The following is an 11,331-nucleotide window of genomic DNA, read 5'->3' on the forward strand; positions in this document are numbered from 1 at the left end:
CACCGGCACTGGCCGGCCGCGCTGCAGGCCCGACCGGGTCATCGCAGACAAGGCTTACAGCTCCCGAGGCTTCCGTGCCTACCTGCGACAACGCGGCATTGCGCACACCATCCCCGAGAAGACCGACCAGCGGCGGCACCGGCTGAGACGCGGTGGCCACGGCGGCCGACCGCCAGGGTTTGACCGGGAGACCTACCGACGGCGCAACACGATCGAGCGCTGCTTCAACCGGCTCAAGGGCTTCCGCGGCATCGCTACCAGATACGAGAAGACCGCCACTTCCTATGAAGCAGCGGTCAGTCTCGCGTCGTTCCTGCTCTGGGCAAGATCCGTTTGAAGACGGACCCTAGGTGCGGTCGAGGCGGAACCAGTCGGGCATCTCCGCGAGGAACGCGTCCGCGCCCGTCCAGGCCGGAGGGACGTGGACCTCCCGGACGGTGTCGATCAGGTCGGGGAACCGGCGCTCCCGGCGGGCCTTGGCCAGCTGCGCGGACAGACGGCGGTACATCGGCGCCGTGTGCGGCAGCGTTGCCTCGGAGGCCAGGCGGTACATGGCCTGGCGCAGCGTGACCTTCATCGGCGCGTACCCGTTCACGATCTCCCGCGCCCGGTCCACCACGGACGGCCACCGCACCCGCTCACGCGTCATACCGGTACTTGTACCGCTCGCCGCTGTCCGGCGCCTGGACCTCCCCCGATCCGGGTTATCCACAGGCCGGAACGCGATCGGCGGTTCCTCCGTACGCTGCTCCCCGAGTCGATCGCACGGGGGTGTGCGGGATGCGGTACGGCGTGGTGGTGGAGGAACTCGCGGTGGAGGTCATGGCGCAGCTGCCGGACGACCGGGCGCGGCGGGAGGTGATGGCACTGTGGAAGTCGCGCGGATGGATCCGCGGGCCCGGCCCGATGTCCGCGACCCGGGCTCCGTGGAGGAGATCCGGGAGGCGTTCTGACTGCGGTGCTGGATCCAGTTCATGCCGCACGCCAGGGCGATCGAGGTCCGTGACACCGGGTGGGCGGGCTGATCTCAGGGCTGTCGGCGGCGAAGGTCCTCGGACCAGTCACGGAGCCGGTCCTCGAGGACGAGGTTGTCGCCGCGGCTGACGAGCCGGCAGCCCTCCCGCGAGCTACGCAGCCGATACCGGCACAGACGCCAGCCCTGCACTACAGGTCAACGTCGAGCTGCGCGACGTCCGTGAACGCAACAGCAGCAGGGGCATCGGCGCGCCAGCCGCCACGACGGAAGACACCCTCCCGCCTGCCGGACGCCGCTGCTGTTGCCAGTGCAGGCGCGGCCACCGCCGCCCACACCTCCACCGCCGGGCAGCACCCACTGCCCGGCCCGCACGCGGCTCCGCCGACACGCGAAGGAGCAGGAGCGCGCCCGGTCCCCCGGAGGCGCGCCCCACATCCCGCCCGCTCCCTCCCACCCATCCACCCATCCATTTCGCGGCGGGGCGGGCCGGGGGGGTGCTCTGAGGGGGATGTCAGAACCCCGACCACGCCCCTACAGGCCTCGTGGCCTGCTCAGACACCTGATACACGCGGAGGGTCGCGCAAGAGATGCCGCAGGAGATCGTGCAACAGATCCCGCAAGGGTTGGCGCAGGAGATGCTGCCGCCGGGCAGGGCCGGCGGTGTCTCGTCGGCATCCTTGTCCTCGTGTCGGCGTACGCGTTCTGCTCCCCAGGCGCGTACGGATGAACGTCCCCGGGTGTCAGACCACGCCGTACCGGTTGGTGGTGACCGCCAGCGATTGCTCAAGCGCCGTGCCGGTCCGGTGCACGGGCCGGCGAGTGGTGCTGGTTCAGCGCCGCAGTGCGCCTTCGAGCCGCACCAGCTCCGCCTCGCTCAGCTTGAGTTCGGCCGCTTTGGCCGAGTCCTGGATCGAGGCCGGGCGGCTGGCTCCGGGCACCGGGATCACCGCCGGGGAGCGGGCGAGCAGCCAGGCCAGGGCGACTATGTGCGCGCTGACGCCGCGCTCGGCCGCGATGAGGTGGAAGGCGGTGCCGGCGGAGGTCGGGCGCGATGGTCCGTCGAGGGAGCTGCGTCGGATGCCGCCCAGCGGGCTCCAGGGCAGGAAGGCCAGCCCCAAATCCGCGCTCAGCCGCAGTTCGGGCTCGTTGTCGCGGACGGCGGGGGAGTACTGGTTCTGCACGGAGACGAGCCCGTCACCGAGGATGGCGTGGGCCTCGCGGATCTGGCCGGTGGAGGCGTTGGAGATCCCGGCGGCGCGGATGGTGCCGGCGTCGAGCAGGTCGCGCAGCGCGCCGACGGACTCCGCCCAGGGCACGGTCGGGTCTGGCCTGTGCAGTTGGTACAGGCCGATGGCCTCGACGCCCAGGCGCTTGGCGGATGCTTCGGCGGCCTGCTTGAGGTGGGCTGGGGTGCCGTTGACGCTCCAGCTGCCGTCGCCGGGGCGGCCGCGGCCGCCCTTGGTGGCGACGAGGACGTCGGAGGTGCCGCCGCCGTAACGGGCGAGGGCGCGGGCGATGAGGAGTTCGTTGTGGCCGGACTCGCCGGCGTGCCAGTGGTAGCTGTCGGCGGTGTCGATGATGGTGATCCCGGCGTCCAGGGCGGCGTGGATGGTTGCGATCGCCTGCTCTTCGTCCGGGCGGTGCTCGATGGACAGCGGCATGGCGCCCAGGCCTACGGCGCTGACGGGGATGTTTCCGATGGTGCGGTAGCGCATGGTGGGTGAGGTTCCTCAGCCGGTGGTGGTGGATGCGTGGAGGGCGTGGAGGGCTTCGGCGACGGCGCAGGGGAGCCAGTCGGTGGTGTGGGAAAAGGAGAAGCCGAGGTCCTTCGCGCGGGCGTTGCTCATGGCGTAGTAGCGGTCATAGGAGAACGGAGAGGCCGGCTCGCCCGCTCCGACGCGGCGGTACACCGGCTCCCGGCCCACCTGGGCGGCGATGACAGCACTCAGGTCGTAGGCGGTGAGCGGTCCGTCGGAGCTGGCGTTGACCGGACCCGTGAGGTCGCTGGCGCCGGCCGCCCACAGCAGCAGGTCGGCCAGTTCCTCGTGGTGGATGAAGACCGTGGGAAGCGCCCCGGCGTGCACGGTGATCTCCGTTCCCCTGGTGACGTGCTCGACGTAGTGGGCCAGCCGACCGGTGAACTCCTGGGCGCCGCCGCCGAGTACGTGGGCGCTGCGCACCGCGGCGAAATCGCACCCGAGGCGCTGCGCGAAGACGGCCTCCGCCTGGCGCTTGCCCTCGGCGTAGTGCGCCTCCAGGTACGCCGCGTCGTGCCAGGGCAGATCCGTCCGCACCAGCCACGTGGCCGGGTCGACGACCTCCTCCGCCACGAGGGCGCTGGGCGGGACCGCGGTCAGCGCGGCGGTCGCCGGGTCGTAGACCTCGATCGTGGACGTCATGACGTATCGCCGGGTGCGGTCGCCGAAGGCGCGGGCGGCGAGCGCGGCCTGCACAGGGGTGTAGCACACCTGGTCGACGACCACGTCGAAGGCGCGGGAGCCGAGCGCGGCGATGAGGGCGGACTCGTCGTCGCGGTCGACGACGAGGTGCTCCACACCCCCCGGCGGTGGTACGGAGCCGCGGTTGACCACGGTGACCTGGTGGCCGGCCGCCCGCAGGCGCTGGACCAGGAGTTTGCCGACGTACCGGCTTCCGCCGATCACACAGATCCTTTGCATGCCCTCATCCTGGGCACCTACAGTCATCAGCAGAAGTGCCCAAATGCTGGAAACGTATTAAGGAAAACTGTTGATCGATGTGCAGCGGCTCCGTGTCCTGCGGACCGTGGCGGAGCACGGCAGCTTCAACCGGGCGGCGGCGGCCCTCCACCTCACGCCCTCGGCCGTGTCCCAGCACGTCGCCGCGCTGGAGCGCAGTCTCGGTGCCCAGGTCGTGACGCGCAGCACCCGCGGGATCAGGCTCACTCCGGCCGGCCGGATCATGGTCGGGGCCGCCGAGTCGGTCGCCGCGGAACTCGAACACGCCAAGCGGCAGGTCGACCGGCTCGGCAGCGGGCTCACCCGGCTCACCCTGGCCACGTTCACCAGCGGCGGCCGGGTCCTGCTGCCCGGCGCACTCGCCCGGCTCGGCACGGCCCACCCCGACCTCGTGGTCCATGTCCGGGAGGGCGAGCCCGAAGACAGCCTGGCGCTGGTCCGCCAGGGCGCCGTGGACCTCGCACTCGCCTACCACTTCGACGGCCCGCTGCCCGGTCAGCCGGGCCCGGGCGCCGGCCTGGAATGGACCGCGCTCCTGAACGACCCCCTGCACGTCGCCCTGCCCGAGGCACACCCCCTGGCCGGCCGCGAGGCGCTCGGCATCGCCGAACTGGCGGCCGAGCCCTGGGTACTGGGCTGCCTGAAGACCGAAGCCTACCTGCGCCGCTACGCCGAACGTGCGGGCTTCGACCCGCAGGTGCGCGGGACGACGACCGACTACTTCTTCGCCCGCTCGCTCGTCGCCGCAGGCATGGGGATCTCACTGATCCCTTCTGTCGCGCTGACCCCGGAAATAAAAGGCCTGTGCACCGTCCCGATCGAGCCGCCGACACCGACCCGGTACATCGGCGTTGCCACGATCTCCCGCCGCAACCACCCTCACGTCACGACGTTGATACAAGCCCTCAAGGAGCAGGTAGCAGTGCTGCACGACACCTGACCCCCACACGCCACGAACCGGCCTCATTCGCCCGTACGCCGTGGGGGACGTTCATGCGTACGCCGACACCTCGCCGAGCGCACGGTCTAGCCACCCGAGCCTCTGCTACCTGAAGATCGCCTTCCCCGCGGCGGAGGAGGAGTTCCCTGGCGAGACCGGCACCTGCGGTTTTCCAAGTCCCGCTGACGCCCACCCGCCGCCACCCACCACCCACTCACACCATCACGTACAGCCGACTCCAGTCATCCGCGCAGCCGACTTCGGAAGCTGACACCGAAACAGGAGACCGGGGCCGAGCCGTCCTGCATCTGCTTGCGGACCAGCCGGGTCCCCTCGGACACTCCTGATCGCTGCTGAGTTCAGGAGCCTTCGATCGGCCCGGCCCGATCCCATCCAGGTGCCCGCACGTCGATCGTGAGAGCTCCCGAGCTGACCTCCTCACCGCAGGTCCGGCACGTCGACGTCAGATCGAGGTCGTGCTCGGAGCCGGGCCCGCCGCGGTGCCGGAAGGCAACCGGCGGAGTGTCCACCGCCCAGCGGTCGCCCCAGGCCAGCAGCGCGCGCATCACGGGTGCGAGATCGCGGCCAGCCTCTGTGAGGTGGTAGTCGAAGCGCAAAGGGCGCTCGCTGTAGGCGCGGCGCTCGACCACGCCCGCCTCTTCCAGTGCGCGCAGTCTGGCGGCGAGGCGGTCGCGGGGGGCGCCGGTGTTGCGGACGATCTGGTCGAAACGCTGGTTGCCGTAAAAGATCTCGCGGATCGCCAGGAGGGCCCAGCGTTCGCCGACGAGTTGCAGTGCGGCGGCCACGGAGCACGGCCGACCGGGCACTTCGGGGTGCGGAACCGGGTTGTCACTCTGCTTCGTTTCCGAGGTCACGTCCCCATCCTCTCCCGAGTCCGTTGTGTTTTCAAACTCATGCGACTAGCCTCCGATCCATGAAGGTTGGAATTTCCAACTCACAAAGGGCGTACCGAGCCGTGTTCGCGACGGCCGCGGCAGCGGTCTTCATGGCGAACCTCGACCTCTTCATCGTCAACGTCGCCCTCCCGGCGATCGGCCGCTCGTTCGGCGGCAGCGGCCTCGGCTCCCTCTCCTGGGTCCTCAACGGCTACGCAATCGTCTTCGCAGCGCTCCTCGTAGTCGCCGGCCGCGTCGCCGACCGCTCCGGCCACAAGCCGGTCTTCCTGACCGGCTTGGCGGTGTTCACCCTCGCCTCGGTCGGCTGCGCACTCGCCCCCAATGTCGGAACGCTGGTCGCGGCACGGCTCGTGCAGGCCGCCGGCGCTGCGCTGCTGATGCCGACGTCGCTCGCGCTGCTGCTCGATACGACGGCGCCCGAGAAGCGCGCCGGGGCGGTGCGGGCCTGGGCCTCGATCGGCGGGATCGCCGCCGGACTCGGGCCGGTGGCCGGCGGGCTGCTGGTCGAGGCCGGATGGCACTGGGTGTTCATCGTCAACGTGCCAGTGGGGGCCGTGGCGTTCGCGCTCGGTGTCAAGGTGCTGCCGTCGCCCGGACGTGCTGGGGCGGAGAAGAGTCGGCTGCCCGACCTGTTCGGCGCCGCCCTTCTCACCGGATCGATCGCAACGCTCGCGCTCGGCCTGGTCAAGGCTCCTGACTGGGGTTGGACGAGCGCCGGCACCCTTGGCGGCCTGGCTGCCGCGGTGCTGCTCGGCGTCTGGTTCGTCCTGCGCTCGGCCCGCCACCCCGTGCCGATCGTCGAGCTGCCGCTGCTCCAGGTTCCGGCGTTCGCATCCGCCGCAGCCGCCCTGACGGTGTTCTCCGTCGCGTTCGCCGGAATGCTGCTCGGCGCGGTGCTGTGGTGCCAGGGCGTGTGGGGCTACTCGGCTCTGCGCACCGGCTTCGCCATCGCGCCGGGACCATTGCTGGTGACGCCGGTCGCGTTGCGGATCGGGGCCGCCGTCGCCAGATTCGGTGCAGGTCGCATCGCGCTGGCAGGAACTGTCTTGTTCGCGGCCGGCATCCTGTGGTGGGCCGCGACGCTTGAAACCGGCTCGGCCTACGCGGCCTCGCTCCTGCCCGGCATGATACTGACCGGCCTCGGCGTCGGCATGACGCTCCCGGTCCTGACCGGGGCATCGGCGGCCGCCCTGCCGCCGGCACGCTTCGCCACCGGCTCGGCCATCACCTCGATGGGCCGCCAGATCGGCGCGGTCCTCGGCGTCGCGATCCTGGTCGGCGTCCTCGGCACCCCCGCCCCCGGACACGCTGTCGCCGCGTTCCAGCACGCCTGGTACGCGGTCGCCGTGGCGTCCCTGCTCGCCGCGTGCGTGACGGCCCCGCTCGTCCGCAAGCCCCGACCCACCGCCAAGACGGCCGACGCCACAGAGGCCGCGAAAGCCGCGAAGGCCGGCGCCGCCTGAGCTTGTTCCTTACGGTCGGACCCAGTCGTGTGGTCACTCTTCGGCGTGATTGCAGGGTATGGAGGTGGCCTTCCTCGTGATCCTGAACTCTGCGACGAGATGAGGGAGTTCACGAGAAGGGCCGTGGGATGAGGGTGCTGGCGGGTGCCGGCGAACGGGAGGTGTTCGCGGAACCGTCCCGCTTTCGGACGGCCTTCTGCGGGTCTCTGACCGCGCGAGCGGATGTGTTCTTCGACCTGACGGACGCGCTGCTGTGCGCGGACGGCCCGACACGGTCGCCGGTGGAGCTGTCACTGCTCGCCGAGCACCAGCGCGGCTACGGCTCGCTGTACGGGGCCTTGAATCACGGCCGCCTCGATACCGATGGCTTGCGTGACCTGCTGACATCGCTGTGTCTGCCACGTACTGAGGTTGAACTCGTGATGTCGCCGGGTGGCTTAGGTGGGTCCGATTGTCGGGCCGGTCTCGGCGAGACGGCCGTCTATGACCAGACCGCCGGCCGCCGCTGATTACCTGGTGCGCTCAGTGCGGTCGTCGTACTCTTCGCGGGCGGTGATGACTTCTTCGATGTGCAGCACGGACCACTCCGTGAGCGCCTTCAGCGGTTCCCGTAGCGTCTGGCCGAGCGCGGTCAGCTCATACTCCACGTGCGGCGGCACCTCTGGGTAGACGGTCCGGCTGACCAGCCCGTCGCGTTCGAGGGTGCGCAGCGTCTGGGTGAGCATCTTCTCGCTCACACCCGCCAGCGCCTGCCGGAGATGACCGAACCGCGAGGTCCCGTTCCGGCCGAGTTCGCCCAGCACGAGGACCGCCCACTTGCTGCCGATCTGGTCGAGCAGGTCCCGCGACGGGCAGCCGCGCTCGTACGGATCGAATGACGGCATGGGCCCGGTCACATTCTCGACAGCAGCCATACGGCTCACCTCAATGCTTTCGCTGCGGTAAGTACCCTACCAAGAAGTGGCTACTCCCCAACAGAGAGTATCCAGGTCATTCTGTGTTCCATCCCGCGGCGGACGGACCGCGGCAGGCGTGCGAGGCACGCGCGGAAGGAAGGAATGACCATCATGCCGATCGTCGTCACCGGAGCCACCGGCCAGCTGGGCAGGCTCACCGTCGAGGCACTGCTGCGGCGCGGGATCCCTGCCGCGGACATCATCGCGACCGGCCGGGACATCGCCGGGATCAAGGATTTGGCCGACCGAGGCATCACGGTACGCCGCGCCGACTTCGCGGACACCGACGGCCTGGCCGAGGCATTCGCGGGGGCGGAAAGGCTGCTGCTGATCTCGGCCTCGGTCCCCGTGGGCGAGCGGGTCGCCAACCACCGTCGCGTGATTGACGCCGCGGCATCCGCAGGCGTGTCGCTAGTCGCGTACACGAGCACGACGCACGCGGACACGGCCACCACCGTCATCGGTGCCACGCACAGCGAGACCGAGGCGTATCTGCGGGACCGCGGAATCCCCAGCGTGCTGCTGCGCAACGGCTGGTACCTGGAGAACTACACCAGCCAACTGCCGCAGATCCTGCAGAACGGCGCGGTCGTCGGCGCCGCAGGCGAGGGGCGGATCAGCGCCGCGTCCCGCGCCGACTACGCCGAGGCCGCAGCGGTCGTCCTCACCGCTGAAGGCCACACCGGCGCCGTGTACGAGCTCGGCGGCGACGCATCCTTCACCCTGACCGAGCTCGCCGCCGCGATCTCCGCTGCGGCCGGAAAGCAGGTTGCCTACGCTGACCTCCCGGTGGCCGGCTTCGCCCAGGTACTGGCCTCCGCGGGCCTACCCGCCGAGCTGGCGGAGGTCCTCGCTGACGCTGACCGCGGTATGAACCGCGGCGAGATGTACACCGACTCTGGCGACTTGCGCCGCCTGATCGGCCGCCCGCCCGTGACCCTGGCCGAGGCACTCGCGGCCGCCCTGCATTACTGAGGTTGAACTCGTGATGTGGCCGGGTTGCTCAGGTGGGTCTGATTGCCAGGCCGGTCTCGGCGAGGCAGCCGTCTATGAGTTCGCTGCGGTACTGGGGGGTGCCGTAGGCCGCGCCGGATGCGCTGGACGAGGTGTTCAGGGGTACTGAAGGCGACGTTGGAGAGCCAGCCGCGTCGCAGGAGGGACCAGATCCCCTCGACTGGGCTGAGGTCGGGTGCGTAGGGCGGCAGATAGTGGATGGTCAGCCAGTCCCGGGCCTCGGCGAACATTTGCAGGTCGGCGGCCTTGCGGACGTTGCGGTTGTCCCAGACGAGCACGATCGGGCCACCGCGCTGCTGGTGTGCTGCGATCAGCCGGTCCCGGTAGTCGCGCCAGGAGAGGCTCTTGCGCCCATCGCGACGGCCGTCGTCATGGCGGGGCCGGTAGATGAGCCTGGAGCGGCGACCGGGTTCGTAGCAGGTCAGCGCGGCGATGGAGATCCGTCTGCGGGAGCGGCCGCGGACCCGCACCACCGGGGTCCGGCCGCGCTGTGACCAGGTCTTCGCGTGCGGCGGCGTCATGGAGAATCCGGCTTCGTCCTCGAAGACGAGCCAGGCTCCACGGGCCGCCGCGAGTCTTCCGCGCAGGGCCACACCTCCTTGACCCACCCGGCCACCACCCCGTCGTCCCGCTCCATGGCCCGTCGGGCCGGTACCTGCCTGGACCAGCCGTTACGCGCCAGCAGTTTCCGCACGCCCTGGATCGTGTAGGCCATGTGAAAGCGCCGACCGATCACCGTCTTGATCCGCGCCAGTGTCCAGCGCTGGTCCTCCCAGCCGTGCGCGGTCGGCCCCTTGGCCAGCTCCGCCTCCAGCTGCGCGAACTGCTCCTGGCTCAGCCTCGGCAGCGATGCCGGCCCCTGCGACCGCAGGGCCCGCGGACCGCCCTGCTCCCACTTCTGCCGCCACCGTTGTACCGAGCGGACGTTGACGCGCAGGGCCTTGGCGATGACCGAGCTCGCCTCGCCCTGGGCGAACCGCTCGGCCGCCTTGAGCCGTAACTCCTCGCGGAACTGGTGCCGTTCGGCAGTCAGCCCGCCTCCTTGTGGATATCGCATGCTCCGGTGATACCGCACGGACGACGAGCCATCAGCCCTACGACACCACGAGTGCAACCTCAGTAGCCTCGATCGTTCGTGACGGTCCGTCGGTTTCTCTGGTGGGCCTTTTCGGTCGTCCAAACAGCATCCACGGGCTGGTCTTCGCGTTTCACAGGTCGCCTGCTCTGGCGTATTCAGGAGTGCCGTCTTCCTGCGTGCCGCACATCCGGTGCGTCAGAACGGTGTGCCGCCTTCGCGCAGCGTCAAGCAAGAAAGCCGCTGCAAAAGCGCCCACCAGCGGCGCTGTCAAGTAGACCCACAGGAACGAGTACTGCCCAGAGAGTAGAGCGGGCCCGAACTGGCGCACTGGGTTCATCGAAGCCCCGGTGGCATTTCCCGAGCGCGGTCTTCCATCGCATGGTCCAGCGGGCCTGGCCTTTGCCGGTGGGGTCGAGGGACATGATCGCCATATAGACGCACTTCAACGCGGCTTGCTCGTTGGGGAAGTGCCCGCGGGCTTTCACCGCCCGACGGATCCGCGCGTTCACCGACTCGATCGCATTCGTCGTGCAGACGATGCGGCGGATCTCGGTGTCGAACCGCAGGAACGGAGTGAACTCCTCCCACGCGTTCTCCCAGAGTTTCACGATGGCCGGATACTTCCGGCCCCAGGCATCGGCGAACTCGGCGAACCGGTCCAGTGCGGCCTCTTCGGTCGGGGCGGTGTAGACGGGCTTGAGGAGCTTGGCGATCTTGTCCCAGTCCTGGCGGGCGGCATAGCGGAAGGAGTTCCGCAGTAGATGCACCACGCAGGTCTGCACGATCGTCTTCGGCCAGACGGTCTCCACCGCCTCGGGCAGGCCCTTGAGCCCGTTGCAGACCAGCATGAGCAGGTCGTTCACGCCGCGGTTCTTGATCTCGGTGAGGATGTGCAGCCAGTGCTTGGCGCCCTCGCCGCCGTCGCCGGCCCACAGCCCCAGGATCTCCCGTCGGCCCTCGGTGGTGACGGCCAGAGCCACATAGATGGGCCGGTTGGCCACCGCGCCGTCACGGATCTTCACGTGGATGGCGTCGATGAAGACGACCGGATAGACGGGTCGAGGGGTCGGCTCTGCCATTCGGCCATGCCCTCGAGGACCTTGTCGGTGATGGTGGATATGGTCTGGCGGGAGACGTCGGCGCCATAGACCTCGGCCAGGTGAGCCTGGACCTCGCCGGTGGTCAGGCCCTTCGCGGCCAGCGAGATGACCATCTCGTCGACGCCGGTGAGGCGCTTCTGCCGCTTCTTGACGATCTTCGGTTCGAAGAA

Annotated in this window: 11 protein-coding genes and 3 pseudogenes; 6 read left to right on the top strand and 8 right to left on the bottom strand. The window is 69.7% G+C overall.

Going from position 1 to position 11,331, the window contains the following annotated elements; genetic code table 11:
- Positions 1 to 337, top strand: a 337-nt coding sequence (locus tag AQJ58_RS41385; RefSeq protein WP_159056289.1) for a transposase, incomplete at its 5' end; no start/stop codon positions are given.
- A gap of 9 nt (positions 338 to 346) precedes the next feature.
- Here the strand turns inward: AQJ58_RS41385 and AQJ58_RS24735 are convergent.
- On the bottom strand, positions 347 to 649 hold the full coding sequence (locus AQJ58_RS24735) for a hypothetical protein (RefSeq protein ID WP_199844671.1): 303 nt from the start codon (positions 647 to 649) through the stop codon (positions 347 to 349).
- A gap of 131 nt (positions 650 to 780) precedes the next feature.
- Here AQJ58_RS24735 and AQJ58_RS44760 point away from each other — a divergent pair.
- Positions 781 to 1,025, top strand: a pseudogene (locus tag AQJ58_RS44760) (hypothetical protein).
- Between the two features lie 781 nt (positions 1,026 to 1,806).
- Here AQJ58_RS44760 and AQJ58_RS24745 read toward each other — a convergent pair.
- Both AQJ58_RS24745 and AQJ58_RS24750 read right to left on the bottom strand, forming a co-directional pair.
- Positions 1,807 to 2,691, bottom strand: coding sequence for an aldo/keto reductase (locus AQJ58_RS24745; RefSeq protein WP_067253651.1), 885 nt, complete (start codon positions 2,689 to 2,691; stop codon positions 1,807 to 1,809).
- Between the two features lie 15 nt (positions 2,692 to 2,706).
- The gene (locus AQJ58_RS24750) at positions 2,707 to 3,654 is read right to left on the bottom strand and encodes an NAD-dependent epimerase/dehydratase family protein (RefSeq protein ID WP_067253654.1); all 948 of its coding nucleotides are present in this window, start codon (positions 3,652 to 3,654) and stop codon (positions 2,707 to 2,709) included.
- A 70-nt stretch (positions 3,655 to 3,724) separates the two neighbouring features.
- On the opposite strand from AQJ58_RS24750, the gene AQJ58_RS24755 reads away from it, so the two are divergent.
- Entirely contained in the window at positions 3,725 to 4,633 is a 909-nt protein-coding gene (locus tag AQJ58_RS24755; RefSeq protein ID WP_067253655.1) for a LysR family transcriptional regulator, read from the top strand.
- Positions 4,634 to 4,992: 359 nt separating this feature from the next.
- Here AQJ58_RS24755 and AQJ58_RS24760 read toward each other — a convergent pair whose 3' ends face one another.
- Entirely contained in the window at positions 4,993 to 5,508 is a 516-nt protein-coding gene (locus AQJ58_RS24760; RefSeq protein WP_067253658.1) for a winged helix-turn-helix transcriptional regulator, read from the bottom strand.
- Between the two features lie 59 nt (positions 5,509 to 5,567).
- Between AQJ58_RS24760 and AQJ58_RS24765 the strand changes: the two genes are divergently transcribed.
- Both AQJ58_RS24765 and AQJ58_RS24770 read left to right on the top strand, forming a co-directional pair.
- Positions 5,568 to 7,013, top strand: coding sequence for an MFS transporter (locus AQJ58_RS24765; RefSeq protein WP_067253660.1), 1,446 nt, complete (start codon positions 5,568 to 5,570; stop codon positions 7,011 to 7,013).
- 128 nt (positions 7,014 to 7,141) lie between these two features.
- A complete protein-coding gene (locus AQJ58_RS24770; protein ID WP_067253663.1) occupies positions 7,142 to 7,522 on the top strand; it encodes a transposase in 381 nt (126 codons plus the stop codon).
- Here the strand turns inward: AQJ58_RS24770 and AQJ58_RS24775 are convergent, their stop codons facing one another.
- Entirely contained in the window at positions 7,523 to 7,927 is a 405-nt protein-coding gene (locus tag AQJ58_RS24775; protein WP_067253666.1) for a winged helix-turn-helix transcriptional regulator, read from the bottom strand.
- 144 nt (positions 7,928 to 8,071) lie between these two features.
- Between AQJ58_RS24775 and AQJ58_RS24780 the strand changes: the two genes are divergently transcribed.
- Positions 8,072 to 8,944, top strand: a complete 873-nt coding sequence (locus tag AQJ58_RS24780; RefSeq protein ID WP_079079183.1) for an SDR family oxidoreductase — start codon at positions 8,072 to 8,074, stop codon at positions 8,942 to 8,944.
- A 28-nt stretch (positions 8,945 to 8,972) separates the two neighbouring features.
- On the opposite strand, the pseudogene AQJ58_RS46000 reads toward AQJ58_RS24780, so the two are convergent.
- The 3 genes and pseudogenes from AQJ58_RS46000 to AQJ58_RS41400 form a co-directional block, all read right to left on the bottom strand.
- A pseudogene (locus AQJ58_RS46000) lies at positions 8,973 to 10,040 on the bottom strand (IS630 family transposase).
- Positions 10,041 to 10,191: 151 nt separating this feature from the next.
- Positions 10,192 to 10,398, bottom strand: a complete 207-nt coding sequence (locus tag AQJ58_RS41395; protein ID WP_079079184.1) for an aquaporin — start codon at positions 10,396 to 10,398, stop codon at positions 10,192 to 10,194.
- 22 nt (positions 10,399 to 10,420) lie between these two features.
- A pseudogene (locus AQJ58_RS41400) lies at positions 10,421 to 11,331 on the bottom strand (IS256 family transposase); the annotation flags it as partial.

This window comes from Streptomyces sp. DSM 15324, assembly GCF_001514285.1.
Taxonomy (GTDB): Bacteria; Actinomycetota; Actinomycetes; order Streptomycetales; family Streptomycetaceae; genus Streptomyces.